This is a genomic window from Paracoccus versutus, assembly GCF_029909795.1.
GTDB classification, from domain to species: Bacteria; Pseudomonadota; Alphaproteobacteria; order Rhodobacterales; family Rhodobacteraceae; genus Paracoccus; species Paracoccus versutus.
Map to the genome: position 1 here is coordinate 673,184 of NZ_CP038197.1, position 15,907 is coordinate 689,090.

A 15,907-nucleotide genomic window follows, 5' to 3' on the forward strand; every position below is an offset into this window, starting at 1 on the left:
GATGCTGTTCTGGCCAGTAAAAACAGGGCCTCCAGTGCATCGGACGCACTTACCCTGCAACCAGCGGGCGGCGCACCCGCTCGGGTCTTACCAGTCTCCAGTCCAACCCCTCGAACAGCGCCGCCAGCTGCGCCGAGGACATCCGCATCACCCCGTCCCGCACCTGCGGCCAGACAAACTTGCCACCTTCGAGGCGCTTGTGAACCAGCACCATTCCGGTCTGATCCCAGACCAGGAGCTTGATGCGCTCCGCACGCTTGGCCCGGAACACGAAGACCGCCCCGCTGAACGGGTCGAGCCCGAACATCTCCTGAACCGCCAGCGCAAGCCCGTCGATCCCCTTGCGGAAGTCCACCGGGCGCATCGCCACATAAACCTTCACCGGCCCGCCCTGACCGAGCATCATGACCTCGACGCCCGCGCCGCCCGGATCGACCGCGTAAGCAGAACCTCATCGGTATCTGCGCCGACGCGGATCACGACATCACCCACAACGATCTCCACGCCGGTGCTGGCCTCCGTCTCTGCCGGCATCTCCGCTGCGGCGCCCTCGACGACCAGTTCTGCAAACATCGGCAGTGCCGCCACGCTCTCGGGCACGACAAGCTGTCCGTCCCGTAGCTTCTTCCGCCAGTCATAAACCTGCCAGCGCGTCGTCCCGTGCCGCCGCGCGACATCGGTCACCGACGCTCCCGGCACCAAGCTCTCCGCCGCAATCCGCGCCCGCTCCGCCTTCGTGCGTCGCTGACGCCCGGTCGGCCCCTCGATCACTTCCAGCCGCGAAACCCCACCATCCGAGAAACCGTCCAAATGGCCGCCCATTTTGCCGTCTCGTTCCAAGCCAACACCTCCGACCTTCATGCGCACGGAGATTGGCCCGTTCAGATCACCAGCGGCAGGAGGGGATCAGCGTCGCGCTTACGCTTGATATTGTAGGCAAGGACATTCAGCGCCATTTCCGTGCGGACGTTTGCCAGCCTTCGTGTCAGGAAATGGGTGTGCCCCATCCAGGCCTTGATCGTGCCGAACGGGTGCTCGACCGTCGAGCGCCGGATCCTCATCGGGGCCGAGGCGTCCCGTCGGCGGGCGTCGGCCGCCTCCACCAGATGCTCATGTTCCCAGCGACCGATCCGGCGCAGGGTGTTCGTCGTGCAGCGGTTGCGCAACGGGCAGTCAGGGCAGGCCGTGGTCCAGTAGCGGCGCATCTGCAGGCCCTGCTGCTCGACCGTGGACCGATAACTCAATACCTCGCCGGCCGGGCAGCGATAGATGTCTTTGTCGGGATCATAGCCGAAGTCCGCCTTCACATAGCGTCCATGCACCCGGCTCCCGGACGTGTCTGGCCGCGGCACCGTTGCCGTGATGCCCTGCTCGTGGCAGGCGAGTATCTCGCCACCGCTGAAATAGCCTTTGTCGGCCAGGATATGCAGGTCGTCGCGCCGGAGGGCAGTCTTTGCTACACCCGCCATGGAGGCGAGCTGATCACGATCATGGCCCTGATTGGTGACCTCATGCGTCACGATCAGATGGGTCTCGGTATCGACAACGCTTTGCACGTTATAGCCGACATGGCCGCTGTGCTGCGCCCGCGTCGCCATGGCACGGGCGTCCGGATCCGTCAGTGATATCTGCCCGTCCGGTGTCGTTGCCAGTTCCCGGCGCAACCTCACCATGCGGTCCATTTCCAGCCGGACGCGGTGATAACGGCTGGTCAGATGGGCTATCTTTTCCGTGCGTGCCTCGCCGGTTTCCTGCCGATCCGCCCGCTCGGCCTCCTCGATATAGCGACCAACCTCCTGCTCCAGATGCGCCAGGCGGCTGGCGATCTTCGCCTTGGTGAAGTTCCGGTCGCGATTGTTGACAGCCTTGAACTTGCTGCCGTCCACGGCAACGCAGTCGCCCCTCAGCACGCCGATCCGGCGGCAGAGTTCCACGAACTCGGCACAGGTCCGGCGAATGGCCGGGCCGTTCTCGCGCCGGAAATCGGCGATGGTCTTGTGGTCGGGCACCAGCCGCCCGGTCAGCCACATCGCCTCGACATTGCGCCCTGCCTCACGCTCGAGGCGCCGACTGGAAGGAATACGGTTCAGATAGCCGTAGATGAACAGTTTCAGAAGCACCGCCGGATGATAGCCCGGCCGTCCCGTCCGTGCGGCCGCATGGCGATGAAAGCCAAGGGCGGCAAGGTCGAGCTCATCGACGAAGAGATCGACGACACGGACAAGGTTATCTTCGCCGATCCAGTCCTCCAGACGCTCCGGGAAAAGCGTCGTCTGATCCCGGTTCACGCCCTCGATGAAACCCGACATGCCAAGCCTCCCGACCATGCGGAAGTGTAGCATAAAAAAGGAGTTTTTACACAATCTCCGCCCTTCGTGCCAGAGCCTCTAGCGGTGACGGCAATGGAACTCTTGGCGGCCCTGAATCGCCAATCGTAGGCAGCCCAGGGCAGCACAAAGCTCTGCTCCGGCGCCTAACATTCAGTTGAGACTGAGAATTCCTCACGCGCCGAGACCTATGCCTTATGCATACTTCCCCGGCCAAGATGTGGGGGAAAAGCTATGCAGGTCGGCGATCCAATTTCTGAGGAAGTCATCATTAGAGCGCGCGAAAGCTTTGCAAGACAGGGGCTTATGGCGCATCTCGGGGCCGAAATGACGGATGTGCGCGCGGGGCTTGTCACGCTGCGACTGCCGTTCCGTCCAGAACTCACGCAACAGCATGGCTACTTCCATGCCGGCGGGACATCGGCCATCGCCGACAGCGCAGGCGGTTACGCTGGGTTCACCCTCTTCCCCGAAGGCAGTTCAGTCCTGACGGTCGAGTTCAAACTGAACCTGATCAGCCCGGCGCAAGGAGATTATCTCGAGGCTGTCGGCCGCGTGATCAAGAATGGTCGCACACTGACCATCTGTCAGCTCGATGTATGGGGCGTTGATGGAGATCGCCGCAAACATGTCGCGGCGGGGATGCAAACCTTGATCTGCTTGCATGACACGCCAGACCTGCCCGCTTCGCGCTAGAACAGGTCTTCTCGGCGAATGGCCTGAACAGGATTGAAGATCGGCAGATTTTGGCGGTCCAATCCCAGATCCATCAATTCCGCGTCGCTCAAGCGGTAAAAGGCCCGAAAACGGCGCGGCAGCCGAGCCGCGCGTGATGCGAGACCATCTTTGTCGCGCTCTTGCGTTGGATTTGCCGTGCATCGCGGGTTCATGGTCACCTCCGGTGTCTTCCCCCAGAGAATGCACCCCGTGCCCAGAGCCATGAATTTCGGATCCTTCAGCGGATATTGAGAATTCCTCTCTGGGATTGTCGCCGCGAAATCCTCAGGACCACCGGAAGATTCCTCAATTGCGAGCAGCCATGCTGCGGCACGACAGTCAGCCCCGACCGCTAAAGCGGACGGAGAAGGAGACCGGAATAATGACAAGACTTTCCCGCACTGACCTTGAAACCCATGCCAGGCATTGGATCGCCGCCTGGAACGCGCATGACGTGGAGACGGTTCTCGCGCCGTTCGCCGAAGACTCCGTCTTCATCAGCCCTCTCGCCAAGCAGGTGGCGGGTGACGCCCAGATCATTGGGAAGGACGCCCTGCGGCAGTACTGGACCGACGCCTTGGCACGCGTGCCCGATCTTCATTTCGAGCTGAGCGGAACTGCCGTTGACGAAGAGGCGCAATCCGTGACGGTTTTCTATGTGTCGCGAGCCCGCGGTCGGGTCAGGCATGCCTGCGAACACATGCGGTTTCGGGATGGTGTTCAGTTTCTGGGCGAAGCCTATTACGGGTCCGAGGAATGACAGGCCCCCTGCGCGCGTCAGCCGCGAACCATTACCCCTGGGGTAACGGCTGTGACGGCTGGAGACTGGTCGATCGCCCCGAACTTTCACTGCGCGAAGAGCGCCTGCCGTCCGGCGGTGCCGAAGCACCACATTATCATCGGGTCTCTCGCCAGATCTTCTATGTCCTTGCCGGGGAACTGACGATCAAGGTCCCGGGTCGTATCCTATTGGCCAAGGCAGGAGAGGCCCTGGAAATCCCCCCGGGCCTGGGACATTTGGTACAGAACAACGGGGCCGAAGACCTGCGCATCCTGCTCGTCTCCGCCCCTGATACGGCCGGCGACCGGTATCCGGTCGAAGACCGGTCGACCGTCCCGGCGGATGTAGCACACCATCCGATGTATTGGCTCTAGCCCGCCCCGGACAAAATCTCCCGCTCGGTTGAGACCTTCTCAATCGGCGTGGAGGCGGCTCCCGGCTAGCACTTGAGACAAAGAGCGGATGCCAGATGCCATGAACATCAATGATCTGAGAAAATCCTTGAGCGCCGTCTTTGGCGAGACACCGACACCCGGCCTGTCGGGTCTTCAACGACTTGCACTTCTTTGGGTCACGGCCATCCTGCTGACATTTCTGTCCTTCGTCTCTTATCCTCACCGATCTGGCGAAACGGGCTCCATTCAGGATCGTGCCGAGCAAACCGACAACCTTGGGCGGGTATACTCCCTGAGGGACGACTGCTGCATCTGGTCCGGCCACGCGCATGACTGACCCAGCCCAATTGTCCCCGTTGCGCCGCATCGTCTTCGTCTCTCTGCCATTCACCTTCGCCTACCTGCTCTCCGAACTCTTTCGAAATGTGAACGCTGTTCTGGAGCCTCGTCTCACGGCCGAGTTTCAGCTTGAACCTGCAACCATGGGCATGATGACCTCCGCCTTCCTTGGCGCACTGGCCGGCTCGCAACTGTTCGTCGGTCAGGCCCTGGACAGGTTCGGGCCGAAACGCGTGCTGGTGACTACGCTCTTCCTGGCTGTCGTCGCATCCGCGCTCTTCGCCGGGGCACAAACAGCCAGCATGCTCATCCTGGCGCGTTTCATGATCGGTCTCGGGCTTTCCGCTTGCTGGACCGGCGCCTACAAGGCGAACACCCTGTGGTGGCCGAGGGAGCGCCTGCCCTTGGTAAACGCCATCACGATTGCAGCGGCCGGCCTTGGTTCCCTGGCGGCCACCAGCCCGACCGAATGGCTGCTACGCCAAATCGGCTGGCGCGAAATTTTTCTGGGTCTCGCCGGCGTCACTGCCACCATTGCATTGATCATCGCCGCGGTGGTTCCGCCCCAGACGAGGGAACGAGCCGCCCCTGCGGGGCTGGAACCGGCTGTGAAGGGACTGCGTGGTGTCCTCACGCACCCCGCCTTTCTCACCATCGCACCGGCTTCGGCCCTCTGTCAGGGAGCCTGGGTCGCCTATCAGGGGCTCTGGGCCGGGGTCTGGCTACGCGACGCGATTGACCTCCCGTCGACTGCGGCAGCGGGTATCCTGATGGCGCTCTCCCTTGCCGTCATCTTGGGGCAATTCGGCTTCGGCCTGCTCGCCGATCGGATCGCCCGCACCGACCGGCACCTGTTCCACCTGACGTTCGCCCTGACGCTTGGCTTTGTTCTGTGTCAGCTCGCGATTGCCGGTGCAGGCGCGTCCCTGCAGACCATCCTTTGGGCTGGCTACGGGCTGTTCACCGCGGGTCCCATCCTTGCCTACGCGCTTTTGGTCCGGCTGCTACCCGACGCAGTGTCCGGCCGCGCTATCGCCATGCTCAATCTCGGCGCCGTCCTCACCGGCTTCTTGATGCAGGGCGGTATCGGCGCAGGCATCGAGACTTTGGTTCGGCTTGGGTGGAGCATTTCGTCCGCCCATGTGGCGTTCATCGTGCTGATCGCCGGTCTGCAAGCCATCGCTCTGGCGTGGATGGCTCTGCATCAAGGTCGCGCCCTGAGTCTGGACAAGGTTCGGTGATCATTTCTACCGGGCCCCTGAAAGCTTCTCAATCGCCGTATCTAACACATTGGAATACCGTCAAATCATGGAAGTCGAGGAGAGACATTCATGATGATGAACCTAAGCCGTACTGCCCTGATCTCAATGGCGCTCGCCGCCGTTCCCGTTGTCGCTCACGCGTTCGATCTGGACAGCCGCGACCTGCGGGAGGGTGAAACGATCCGCATGGAATTGGTGAACTCGACCATGGGGTGCGAGGGGCTCAACCAATCCCCGCACCTGGTCTGGAATGACCCGCCCGCAGGAACGCAGAGCTTCGCGATTACGGTCTACGACCCAGACGCCCCGACCGGCAGCGGTTGGTGGCACTGGATCGTTCTGGATATTCCGGCGCACACACGGGCGATGCTCGCGGGCGCCTCCGGCTACCTGCCCGCCCCTCTGGTCGAGGCCCTGACGGATTTCGGGCAACCCGGCTACGGCGGCCCCTGCCCGCCTGAGGGCGCAGTCCCTCATCGCTACGAGTTCACCGTCTATGCAATCGACGTGCCGAGCCTGGGGTTAGACGCCAGCGCCATGCCCGCCCTCGCCGGCTACATGATCCACGCGCACAGCCTCGGCAGTGTGACACTGACAGCGCGCTACGGGCGCTGAAAGCAAGGACTTAACGACCATGAAGAAACGCATGCTTCAGATCGATGCCTTTTCGGACCGCCCCTTGCTCGGCAATCCGGCGGCGGTGGTCTTCGACGCCGATGACTTGTCCACCGAGATCATGCAACGCATCGCGCGCGAGATGAACCTCTCCGAGACCGTGTTCCTGCTTCGCCCGACCGGTGATGCGGACTATCGTGCCCGCATTTTTACCCCGGTGCGCGAACTGCCCTTCGCCGGTCATCCGACCATCGCCGCCGCCCATGCGTTTTGCGGCGAGCAAAGCAGAACGCCCCAAAGCCTGACGCAGGAATGCGGCATCGGACTGGTTCCGATCCGCCTCGAAGACGACCTTTACACGATGACGCAGGCAACGCCCCAAATCCGCGATGTGCCGGTCACCAAAGCTGAACTTGCCGAGGCGATCTGCCTTCCGCTCGACATGCTCGCGGACAGCCCGCATCAGATCGTCTCAACGGGGGTTCCATGGCTGTTGCTTGAGCTGCACGACCTCCAGGCACTGGCTGGCCTGCGACCCGACCTCGGCCGGATCGAGCGGATCTGCCATGGGCTCGGCGCGGCAGGGCTCACGGTCTTTGCGGACAGCGGGTCCGGGGCCGCGCCGCGCCTGCGTGTACGCACCTTCGCTCCGGGTGAGGGCGTGGCCGAGGATCCTGTTTGTGGGTCTGGCAATGGTGCCATTGCTGCGTGGATCGCCACGCATCGCGACGCGGTACCTCGGGGTGGTTACCTGTCGGAGCAAGGGGTCGAGATGGGCCGGCGCGGGCTGGTTCACGCGGGCTGGGATACGACAGCCGAAGGGCTGCGGATCACCATCGGCGGGGCCGCCTGTATCGTCCTGCGGGGCGAACTGGATCTGGGTGACGCGTCCTGATCAGATGGACTGATCCAAAACCTCCAGAACAAAATCGACCCGCGCCTCGACCGTGGCCAAAGGCAGCGGCAGCAGGTCATATCCCGCCATGGCATAGGCCTGCTCCATTGCCTCTGCCGTCGCAACCGCCTCGTCGAAATCCTGCCCGCGCTGCGCATCCTGACCGAAGATCTCGGGCCAGGGCGGCGCAAGAAAGACCGTCGGGCGATACCGGTAGAGCTCGGCCGCCGCGTGAACATGTGAGGGCGCCTCTCCCACATAGAGCTGAAGATAACCGATCACATCGGGAATGCCGCGATCGAAGACCACCGGACCGTCGGTCCCCTGCGCCTCGTGCCACGAGCGCATCTCCCAGCCGAGCATGAGCTCTGCAAAAAGCTGCCGGTCCTGACCGTGCCACCCTGTCCCGCCAATCCGGGTCTGATCCTGAATGACCGCGCGCCCGGCTTCGGGCATTGTTGCGAGACCATGCCGCGCCAATGCGGACAGAAGCGTAGTCTTGCCCGATCCCGGGCCGCCGGTAATAACAAAAAGTCGATCGTTCATAGTGATCCTGCTGGAAAGAAACCTGCATTCAGCCTGTCGGAAAGACGATCTGCCCCGGAGCATCCTTGGGCAGTCGACCGGAAAGCAACCATGCGGCGGCAAGCGGCCAGAGCGTCTGTTCGAAACGGGCGTGGAAGAATGCGAAATGCCCGATCTCGGGCACCGCGATATCCAAGGGCGCGATCCGCAGATGGGTTCGATCCGCCCTGGAATAGTAGTCGAGCAATCGCTGGCCCGCAGCTTCGGTGCAGAACGGATCATCTGTCAACCCGATGGCCAGGAGCCGCGCCCGGGTGGCGCCATGACGCGATGCAAGGTCTGTTGGGTCCAAAGCGGAGCAGACACTCGACTCGAACCTCGGCCCCATCCGGCTCCAGTCGCGCACCACGCCGCGCGGCACATCCTCGAGCCATCCAAGCCGTGCCCCGGGAAAATAGCCGAAGAGCTGCGTCACGGCGGGCATGAAGAGATGCCATTTCAGATACATCGCACGCCGCTGGCGGGGATCGTAATCGCGCCAGTAGGCGAATTGCGCGCCAACCGTCACGATCCGATCCAGCCGATCCGAGGTGCGCGCCAACCCCAGGGCGAAGCCGCCGATTGAATGGCCCACGGCGCAGAGCGCACGATCCGGCCAGCGCCTGCCAGCATAGGCAAGCACCGCCTCAGCATCGAGGACGCCCCAATCGACCCATCCCGCCTGCAAATCCTTCACCGGCGTGGAGCGGGACTCACCAATCCCGCGATAGTCGAAGGTCAGGACCGTCGCCCCCTGCCCGGACAACCAGGACGCGAATCGTGCGTAATAGCGCGCCTGAACCGCCGTCGCGGCATGAAGCACGACGACAGGGCCGGTGTCTGCGTGCCAGATCCCACCCCTGATCGGATACCCGTCTTCAGCCGCCACCTCGAAGCGTTCGGCGGGCATCGTCGACGCCGGCCTTTCAGGGTTCGGCCGCGATGGCGGAGCGTCAGGTCTCCAGCGATAAAGCATTGGTGTCCACATTCGTCTCAGGTCCGACAATACGAGAACAGCTTCCTTTGAAAGGGAAAGCACGCCAAATGAGCTTTGCTACGGCTCACCTGAAGCCAATTCAATTGCGGGACCGGTCGGATTGGCGCTCTCTTCTCGCAGGAGGGCACCGAAATGACCCAGGATCGCATGCCACGCAGCCCCGTCGTCACGCTCGACGATCTGGACCTGTCGCCACAGAGCTATGGCACCCGCTTTCATGCCGCCATGGCGGCCATTGCCGCCCCACTCGGTGCGACGCATCTGGGGGCAAGGCTGGTGGAGGTTCCGCCCGGCAAAGCAGCCTGGCCCTTCCATGCCCATCATGCCAATGACGAGATGTTCATCATTCTCTCGGGCACCGGCGAACTGCGGTTCGGCCCCGACCGGTACCCGGTCGCAGCCGGCATGGTGGCGGTCTGCCCTGCGGGTGGCGCCGAAACGGCCCATCAGTTGATCGCAACCGGCACTGAACCTTTGCGATATGTCGCGGTCAGCACCATGCGAGAGCCTGATGTGATGGCCTATCCCGACAGCGGCAAGCTGACAGTCTTCGCGGGCGCCGCGCCCGGAGGTGACAAGGCAAAGCGTCGGGTTGCCAGCTCCTTCAGGACGGCGGATGCGGTCGATTACTGGGAAGGCGAAGAGCCATGAGCCCCGTCGAGTTCTGGTTCGACTTCTCGTCCGGCTATGCCTTCTTCGCTGCGCAGCGGATTGAGGCCATCGCGGCAGACCTGGGTCGGACCGTGCTCTGGCGACCCTACATGCTGGGCACCGCTTACAAGGTGACAGGGGCACGCGGACTGTCGTCGACGCCGCTGAAACGCGACTATGCGCGACGCGACTGGGCGCGTATCGCACGGCACCAAGGACTGACCTTCCAGCTGCCCGCCAACCATCCCCATGTCGCCCTGGCGGCAACGCGCGCCTTCTACTGGGTTGAAACACAGCGCCCTGAACTTGCGGCCGCCTTCGCGAAGAGGGTCTTCACCTTGTATTTCAACGACAGTCTCGACACCGCCTCACCCGAAGCCGTCTCGCGGCTCGCCCCGGAGTTCGGCCTTAAGCCCGGGGCCCTTCTGGCCGGCATCGCCGACCCTGCCCTGAAAGAAAAAGTCCGGAGGATCGGCGAAGATGCGGTGGCACGGGGCGTCTTCGGATCTCCCTTCTTCATCGTCGATGAAGAGCCTTTCTGGGGCTGGGACCGCATGGAGATGATGGCAGAGTGGGTCAGGATCGGCGGATGGTGACCGCACCGGCGATCCGCTGCCTGTCCGCCGCGGACGCTCCGCGCCTTGCCGATCTGATGACGGCCTATCGGAGAGCCATGAGCGGACCGGCAGAGGCAATGACGCCGGAACAGGCCACACCTCTGATCGAGGGGGTCGGCAGCGAGCCGGGTCTGCTGCTTCTCGGGGCGGATCATGGCGGCGCGCTTGCCGGCTTCGCGCTGGCCTTCGACTTGCCCGAGATCATCTCAGGAAGCCGTGCCGGTCAGCTCGACGACCTCTTCGTTATGCCAGAGGCCCGGGGAAGCGGCCTTGCCCGCGCTCTGATTGGCCAGTTAACCGAGATCGGTACCGCACGCGGCTGGACCCATCTGCGCTGGCTGGTGCCGCAGGACAATCTGACGGCGAAACGGTTGTATCTGTCGATCGCCGATCCCGCACCATGGGACAGTTTTCGGATCGAGCTGAGCCAACCCCGCTCAATCTAGGTCGATCCGGTAGCGCTTGACCGGATCGAGCGAGGCAATCCGGTCATAGAGCCGCTGCGCAATGAGGTTCTCATCGCCGGTTTCCCATTCGATGCGGCGCCAGCCCTGCGCGCGCCCCTCCAGAACCAGTCGCTCGACAAGCCGTTCCGCCAGCCCGTGACGCCTCGCGAAAGGTGCGATCCAGAGATCTTCCAGGATCGCGATCTGGGCTGTGCTGAAGCTGTGCTGGCGAAGGATCACATGCGCCAGCCCGGCGGCCCGCCCCTGCAGGAGAACCAGCCAGCCGAGAAGCGGCGCAGCTTGATCCATGAGGCGCTGCCAGATGACGGGCATGTCCGCCCGGGCTCGATCAGGCGCCGCGAAATGGTCCAGGTTCTCTTGCCAGAGGTCTTCCCATGCCACGCGGTCGTTTTCCTCAAGTCGCCGGATCTCGAGCGCCGCCGCTTCAATACGATGCATTCAATTCGCTCCCGGCTCCAGTTGCCTTTGCGCGAGGGTCCTTTCCCCGGCCGAGGCCTCGACCATCCAGCGGCTCAAATTGCGCACGCGACGGTCCCTGGCCAGCGCCTCCGGATAAACGAGGAAGTAGCCTCCGCCCGTATGAGCCCAATGTGGAAAGAGCTGCGTCAACCGCCCGGCGCTGACATCGAAGGCGGCGATCTCCACGCCTGCCAGAGCCACCCCTGCCCCGTCCATGGCCGCGCGCAGCGCCAGCCCGGCGGAATCGACCATCATCACCGCAGCAGGCCGGATCGGCCCGCCCGGCAACGTCGCGTTCCATCGCGCGTAGTTCTCTTTCCGATACTGCGAGAGAAACAGGGTCATGCCCGATATCTGCGCCCGCATTTCGTCGGGGTCATCCTTGGCCAGGGGTGGCGCACCGAACAGGCTCACGGTTTCTTCGAACAGCAGGTCCGCCTGCAACCCATCCCATTGGCCCTGCCCGTGCCGCACCGCCGCATCGGCCACTCCGGCAGACAGATCCACAGCCTCCTGTGTCGTGGATATCAGCAGATCGAAGCCGTTGCGCTCGAACGGGTAGCGCGTGAGCCGGGGCGAGAACCAATGGGCCGCGAAAGTCGGCAGCATTGACAGCCGCAAGGGGCCCGCGTTGCGATCCTGTCTGAGGCCGCCGACCGCTTCGATGATCCGGGAAAACCCCTCGCTCAGATCGGGCGCCAGTCTCGCTCCGGCCTCTGTCAGTTCGAGCGCCGGGCCGACCCGTCGCATCAATGTCAGGCCGAGCGCATCCTCAAGCCCGCGCAACTGGTGGCTGACGGCCGATGGCGTTACGCCAAGTTCCAGCGCCGCCTCCTTGATCGAGAGATGGCGCGCCGCAGCCTCGAAGGCTCGCAGGGCATTCAGGGGCACATTCAGCCGAAAGGGTACTTGTTTATCCATAGATCCTCACAAACCGACTATCGCCGATAACCGGCACCACGCGAACGACGCTTTCTCATCAGCGCCTGAAAACTGCTCACTCGCCTGCCCGGCTCCTGAACCCGAAGATCGTCCCATCATCCGCGAAAAGGGAGATCCCGAATGCTGACCGAAGCCGTGAAGGTCCCGCTCGTCGATTTGGCGAGTCCCGTCTGGTTCGACGGGACGCTTCTGCCGTCCGGTGAGGCGACGCTGCATGTTCTGACGCACTCTCTGCACAACGGCGGCGCGGTCTTCGAAGGAATCCGCGCCTATGACGGTCGCCTGTTTCTGGGCAAGGAACATTTCCGGCGCCTGCAGCGCTCGGCCGAGCTTCTCGGATACACGCTGCCATGGCTGGTCGATGATCTTCAGGCCGCGGCCGAGGCCGTGCTTTGGGCCGGCGGACTGAAGGACGCCTATGTTCGGCCGATCGCCTGGCGCGGCAGCGAAAGCGTCACCGTTTCCGCACAGGGGTGCCGGATCCATACCGCCATCGCGGCCTGGGACTGGCCGGTGGAAACCGCCCTCGGAGACGGCACAAGCGAATTGCGCCTGGTTCTGTCGGATTGGCGGCGCCCCGCGCCCGATACGGCGCCGACGGCGTCGAAATGCTCGGGCCTCTACATGACCGGAACCTTGTCGCGAGCCGCAGCCGCCCGTAGCGGACATGACGATGCCCTCATGCTGGATATGGCAGGCCATGTCGCCGAAACCACGGTCACGAACATCGTCCTCGTCCGGGACGGCAGGCTTCTGTCTCCCCTTCCCACATGCTTTCTCGACAGCCTGACCAAGCGCCATGTCTTCGACCTTGCGCGTGGCCTCGGCCTGTCGGTTCATGAAGGAACCGTCAGCCTCGACGATCTGGATGCAGCGGACGAGGTCTTCGTCACGGGCACGTCGGTCGAGCTTCGTCCCGTGGTCTCGCTCGACCGCCCCGGCAAGCACAGCACATGGCCCGTGGGGCGGATTACCAAGGCCCTGCGCGAGGCGTTCCGCGCCTCGACCCGGGCTCACGCGTAGTGCCAGACCAGCAACAGGCCGAGGCAGACGATCGCGACGCGCAGGAGTTGCGGCTTCACCCGGCGCGCCAGCCGGCCACCGATGACACCACCTGCCGTCGCCCCCAGGAAGACCAGGGCAGCCGGACCCCAGGCGACCGCGCCGCCAAAGGTGAAGATCAGGACGGCGATACTGGTCGCGAGCGTTGCCAGAGCATTCTTGACCACGTTCAGCCGCTTCAGATCGTCGTCCCCCGTCACGGTCAGCAGCGCGAGCAGCAGCACCCCCAGCCCTGCCCCAAAGTAGCCACCATAAAGGGCCACGCCCCCCTCGGCGCACGCGGCGCTGACTGGCCCGATCGACACCCCGTGGCGGGCGAGCCAGCGGTTGAGCCAGGGCCCCGCAGCAAACAGCAGCGTCGCGAAGAGCAGCAGCCAGGGGACCAACTGCCGGAACAGCGCATCTCCCGACAGCAGCAACAGCCCGGCCCCCGCCGCCGACGCCAGCGCAAACACCGCGACGCGCCCGGGCCGCGCAATCAGTTCCTGCCGCAGCACCGCACCTTCGCCAATCAGGCTGGCCGCATGGCCGGGCCAGATCGCGACTGCGCTGGTTGCGCCCGCCGTCACCGGCGGCAGCCCCACGGCCAGCAGCGCCGGGAAGGTAAAGAAAGTGCCGCCGCCCGCGATCGCATTGCACAGCCCGCCGAGCAGCCCCGCGCCCGTGAGCAGCGCTATTGTCGCCATATCCATCCGGTCCTCCGCTCCACCTCCGCGCGATCCTGACAGAGGGGCTGGAAAATTGTGTCGGACCGGTGCCAGATGATACCCCGGAGGTGCCAACATGCAGCGCGACGAGATTGGCGGATTTGCCGAGGATGGAAGTCCAGTGATCGGCAGTATCACGAGCTTCACACCCGGCACCATGCCAGAGACGCATGCGCACTGGCGCGGGCAGCTCGCCTGGTGCCCGGACCGGCCGGTGACTGTCGAGACAGGATGCAGGCTGCATCTTCTCTCTCCCGGCATGGCGATCTGGCTTCCACCGACGCACCGCCACCGCATCCGGGCCGAGGGCGCACGGAAATCGGTCAGCCTCTACACCCGGCCCGCCGCGGCGCCGCTGCCCAAGGACCCCACGCCTTTCCCTCTCGAGGCGCTGGAAGCCGAACTTCTCCGCGCCCTGGCAGGATCCAGCCGCGCCGACCGGCAAGAGCCCGCTTTCGCCCGGCTGACGGCCGTGCTGTGGGACCGGCTTGCCCGCCCCACCCCTGCGCCCACGCTGCCCCTGCCCACAGACCCGCGCCTGCGTCGGATCGCGCTGGCACATCTCGATGGGGCCGACCAATCGCTCGACTACTGGGCTGGGGCACTGGCGCTGTCGCGGCGCAGCATGCAACGGCTCGTTCGTCGCGACACCGGGCAGAGTTGGGCCACCTGGATGCGAGATCTTCGGTTGGCACGCGCTATTGCCCCGTTGATGGTCGGCAAAAGCGTGCAGCATGCAGCCCATGCCGCCGGCTACGCCACCGCGAGCGGCTTCGTCGCCGCCTTTCAGGCCGCCCATGGGATCACGCCTGGTCAGTTGCAGCGTCGGATGGAGAGCTGAGGTCATCCCACGCGCCGCTCCGTCAGCAATCGCAGGGCGAACCCGATCAAGACACTGCCGGTGATCCCGTCGAGGAGGCGAGGCAGGCGGGGGCCGTTCAGGGCATTCTGAAACGGTACTGTCGCGGCAGTCAGCGTTGCAAAGAAGATCAGCCCCATCGACGCGTGTATCCCCGCGAGCAGAACGCTGAACGGCACCACCGGAACGCCCACGGGCAGAAACTGCGGCAAGAAGCTGATATAGAAGACGCCGACCTTGGGGTTAAGAAGGTTAGTCATCACCCCGCGCAGGAACCAATTCGGTGCGGAAGGCGCCATGACCCTCGGCAACCCCGGCTCTCGCGCACGGAACGCCCCCCACAACATCCCGATACCCAGCCAGATCAGGTAGGCCGCGCCGGCAAGCTGAAGACAACGGTAAGCCAGTTCCGACACGGCCAGCACAGCACCGAGCCCCAAAGCCGCAATCAATCCCCATGCCAGCACCCCGGTCACCACCCCTGCCCCCGCCAGAATCGCCCGGCGCGGCCCCTCGACCGCCGCCGTCCGCAGAACAAGGGCTGTATCGAGCCCCGGTGTGATCGTCAGCAAAGCCGCTGCAATGGAGAAGCTCAGCAATGCAGTTGCAACGTCCATGGCTACTCTCCGATCTCGTCCAGGAAATCTGCCAGAAGCCCCTGGCCTTCGGGCCAGGCGCCGAGGTTCGACGCCTCATTCAAATGGCCCCTTGGGCCAAGACGTCGCGGCCAGGCGCCTTGCCTGGCAGCCCAGGCTATCGCACTCGCCTTAGGATCATAGGGATCGTTCTCACTTGCGACGGCCAACACCGGCCGCTCACCAAACCCTGTTGCAGGTAACGCTCCGAATGCCTTCGCTTGCGCCGGGAAAGCGGGCCCGCTCCGGTCCGGCACGGCAACAAGAAATGCCGCGGCGATCGCCCGGGACGACGCCGCACGCCAATGGGCAAAGAGCAGGCACCCGAGCGAATGGCATACCAGCACCGGCGGATAAGGTGCCGCGGCGACCGCCCGGTCCAGGGCGGCGAACCAGTCCGCGAGGTCGGGCTCATCCCAGGAATTTGGCTCTATCCGGAGGGTGTTCGGATAGAGAGATTCCCAATGGCTCTGCCAATGCTCAGGGCCGGATCCCCCGATGCCCGGCACCATAACGAAACGACGGCTCATGCGACTCTCCTGATGTTCACCCTTCTGGAGTGTCCCTTGCCGAACGCAAAACGGGAATGGCAATTCATCGGCGTTTGTGACAAACT

23 protein-coding genes are annotated in these 15,907 nt (G+C 64.1%); 12 read left to right on the plus strand and 11 right to left on the minus strand.

Annotated features, from left to right (window positions below):
- Positions 1-49: 49 nt before the first annotated feature.
- Genes tnpB through E3U25_RS14355 form a run of 3 tightly spaced genes read right to left on the minus strand, consistent with a single transcriptional unit; the run spans position 50 to position 2,309 of the window.
- Entirely contained in the window at positions 50-382 is a 333-nt protein-coding gene (gene tnpB / locus E3U25_RS14345; protein WP_208861546.1) for an IS66 family insertion sequence element accessory protein TnpB, read from the minus strand.
- Between the two features lie 20 nt (positions 383-402).
- Positions 403-840, minus strand: coding sequence for an IS66-like element accessory protein TnpA (tnpA, locus tag E3U25_RS14350; RefSeq protein ID WP_244295007.1), 438 nt, complete (start codon positions 838-840; stop codon positions 403-405).
- A 41-nt stretch (positions 841-881) separates the two neighbouring features.
- A complete protein-coding gene (locus tag E3U25_RS14355; protein ID WP_116222397.1) occupies positions 882-2,309 on the minus strand; it encodes an IS1182 family transposase in 1,428 nt (475 codons plus the stop codon).
- A gap of 252 nt (positions 2,310-2,561) precedes the next feature.
- Between E3U25_RS14355 and E3U25_RS14360 the strand changes: the two genes are divergently transcribed.
- Positions 2,562-3,023 (plus strand): PaaI family thioesterase, encoded by a 462-nt coding sequence (locus E3U25_RS14360; protein ID WP_116222396.1) that lies wholly within the window; start codon positions 2,562-2,564, stop codon positions 3,021-3,023.
- Here E3U25_RS14360 and E3U25_RS14365 read toward each other — a convergent pair.
- Positions 3,020-3,268 carry a hypothetical protein gene (locus tag E3U25_RS14365; protein ID WP_147304532.1) on the minus strand — a complete coding sequence of 83 codons (249 nt, stop codon included), beginning with the start codon at positions 3,266-3,268 and terminating at the stop codon, positions 3,020-3,022. The two genes, E3U25_RS14360 and E3U25_RS14365, sit on opposite strands and share 4 nt — an antisense overlap.
- Before the next feature lie 158 nt (positions 3,269-3,426).
- On the opposite strand from E3U25_RS14365, the gene E3U25_RS14370 reads away from it, so the two are divergent.
- The 6 genes from E3U25_RS14370 (at position 3,427) to E3U25_RS14395 (ending at position 7,331) form a co-directional block, all read left to right on the plus strand.
- A complete protein-coding gene (locus E3U25_RS14370; protein WP_116222468.1) occupies positions 3,427-3,804 on the plus strand; it encodes a nuclear transport factor 2 family protein in 378 nt (125 codons plus the stop codon).
- A complete protein-coding gene (locus E3U25_RS14375; protein ID WP_208861615.1) occupies positions 3,801-4,199 on the plus strand; it encodes a cupin domain-containing protein in 399 nt (132 codons plus the stop codon). The genes E3U25_RS14370 and E3U25_RS14375 overlap by 4 nt, the downstream gene beginning before the upstream one ends.
- Positions 4,200-4,299: 100 nt before the next feature.
- Entirely contained in the window at positions 4,300-4,557 is a 258-nt protein-coding gene (locus tag E3U25_RS14380) for a hypothetical protein (RefSeq protein WP_147304531.1), read from the plus strand.
- A complete protein-coding gene (locus E3U25_RS14385) occupies positions 4,550-5,800 on the plus strand; it encodes an MFS transporter (RefSeq protein WP_116222395.1) in 1,251 nt (416 codons plus the stop codon). The genes E3U25_RS14380 and E3U25_RS14385 overlap by 8 nt, the downstream gene beginning before the upstream one ends.
- A gap of 90 nt (positions 5,801-5,890) precedes the next feature.
- Positions 5,891-6,436, plus strand: coding sequence for a YbhB/YbcL family Raf kinase inhibitor-like protein (locus tag E3U25_RS14390; protein WP_116222394.1), 546 nt, complete (start codon positions 5,891-5,893; stop codon positions 6,434-6,436).
- Between the two features lie 19 nt (positions 6,437-6,455).
- Complete coding sequence (locus E3U25_RS14395) at positions 6,456-7,331, plus strand: PhzF family phenazine biosynthesis protein (protein ID WP_116222393.1); 876 nt, start codon at positions 6,456-6,458, stop codon at positions 7,329-7,331.
- On the opposite strand, the gene E3U25_RS14400 is transcribed toward E3U25_RS14395, so the two are convergent.
- Positions 7,332-7,877 carry an AAA family ATPase gene (locus E3U25_RS14400; RefSeq protein WP_116222392.1) on the minus strand — a complete coding sequence of 182 codons (546 nt, stop codon included), beginning with the start codon at positions 7,875-7,877 and terminating at the stop codon, positions 7,332-7,334.
- A 28-nt stretch (positions 7,878-7,905) separates the two neighbouring features.
- Positions 7,906-8,883, minus strand: coding sequence for an alpha/beta hydrolase family protein (locus E3U25_RS14405; protein ID WP_116222391.1), 978 nt, complete (start codon positions 8,881-8,883; stop codon positions 7,906-7,908).
- Between the two features lie 141 nt (positions 8,884-9,024).
- Between E3U25_RS14405 and E3U25_RS14410 the strand changes: the two genes are divergently transcribed.
- The 3 genes from E3U25_RS14410 to E3U25_RS14420 are packed head-to-tail and all read left to right on the plus strand — an operon-like array spanning position 9,025 to position 10,606.
- The gene (locus E3U25_RS14410) at positions 9,025-9,543 is read left to right on the plus strand and encodes a cupin domain-containing protein (protein WP_116222390.1); all 519 of its coding nucleotides are present in this window, start codon (positions 9,025-9,027) and stop codon (positions 9,541-9,543) included.
- Positions 9,540-10,139 carry a 2-hydroxychromene-2-carboxylate isomerase gene (locus tag E3U25_RS14415; RefSeq protein ID WP_116222389.1) on the plus strand — a complete coding sequence of 200 codons (600 nt, stop codon included), beginning with the start codon at positions 9,540-9,542 and terminating at the stop codon, positions 10,137-10,139. The genes E3U25_RS14410 and E3U25_RS14415 overlap by 4 nt, the downstream gene beginning before the upstream one ends.
- Positions 10,133-10,606, plus strand: a complete 474-nt coding sequence (locus E3U25_RS14420; protein ID WP_116222388.1) for a GNAT family N-acetyltransferase — start codon at positions 10,133-10,135, stop codon at positions 10,604-10,606. The genes E3U25_RS14415 and E3U25_RS14420 overlap by 7 nt, the downstream gene beginning before the upstream one ends.
- On the opposite strand, the gene E3U25_RS14425 is transcribed toward E3U25_RS14420, so the two are convergent.
- Together E3U25_RS14425 and E3U25_RS14430 are read right to left on the minus strand one after the other, a co-directional pair.
- Positions 10,598-11,065: a GNAT family N-acetyltransferase gene (locus tag E3U25_RS14425; RefSeq protein ID WP_116222387.1), complete on the minus strand. Its 468-nt coding sequence runs from the start codon at positions 11,063-11,065 to the stop codon at positions 10,598-10,600. The genes E3U25_RS14420 and E3U25_RS14425 overlap by 9 nt on opposite strands.
- Positions 11,066-12,007 carry a LysR substrate-binding domain-containing protein gene (locus E3U25_RS14430; protein WP_116222386.1) on the minus strand — a complete coding sequence of 314 codons (942 nt, stop codon included), beginning with the start codon at positions 12,005-12,007 and terminating at the stop codon, positions 11,066-11,068.
- 141 nt (positions 12,008-12,148) lie between these two features.
- Between E3U25_RS14430 and E3U25_RS14435 the strand changes: the two genes are divergently transcribed.
- Positions 12,149-13,051, plus strand: a complete 903-nt coding sequence (locus E3U25_RS14435) for an aminotransferase class IV (RefSeq protein ID WP_116222385.1) — start codon at positions 12,149-12,151, stop codon at positions 13,049-13,051.
- On the opposite strand, the gene E3U25_RS14440 is transcribed toward E3U25_RS14435, so the two are convergent.
- Complete coding sequence (locus E3U25_RS14440; protein ID WP_116222384.1) at positions 13,042-13,782, minus strand: sulfite exporter TauE/SafE family protein; 741 nt, start codon at positions 13,780-13,782, stop codon at positions 13,042-13,044. The genes E3U25_RS14435 and E3U25_RS14440 overlap by 10 nt on opposite strands.
- 91 nt (positions 13,783-13,873) lie before the next feature.
- On the opposite strand from E3U25_RS14440, the gene E3U25_RS14445 reads away from it, so the two are divergent.
- Entirely contained in the window at positions 13,874-14,638 is a 765-nt protein-coding gene (locus E3U25_RS14445) for an AraC family transcriptional regulator (protein WP_116222383.1), read from the plus strand.
- Between the two features lie 2 nt (positions 14,639-14,640).
- On the opposite strand, the gene E3U25_RS14450 is transcribed toward E3U25_RS14445, so the two are convergent.
- Both E3U25_RS14450 and E3U25_RS14455 read right to left on the minus strand, forming a co-directional pair.
- Positions 14,641-15,273 (minus strand): LysE family translocator, encoded by a 633-nt coding sequence (locus E3U25_RS14450; protein WP_116222382.1) that lies wholly within the window; start codon positions 15,271-15,273, stop codon positions 14,641-14,643.
- Positions 15,274-15,275: 2 nt separating this feature from the next.
- Positions 15,276-15,821 (minus strand): RBBP9/YdeN family alpha/beta hydrolase, encoded by a 546-nt coding sequence (locus E3U25_RS14455; RefSeq protein ID WP_116222381.1) that lies wholly within the window; start codon positions 15,819-15,821, stop codon positions 15,276-15,278.
- Positions 15,822-15,907: the final 86 nt, after the last annotated feature.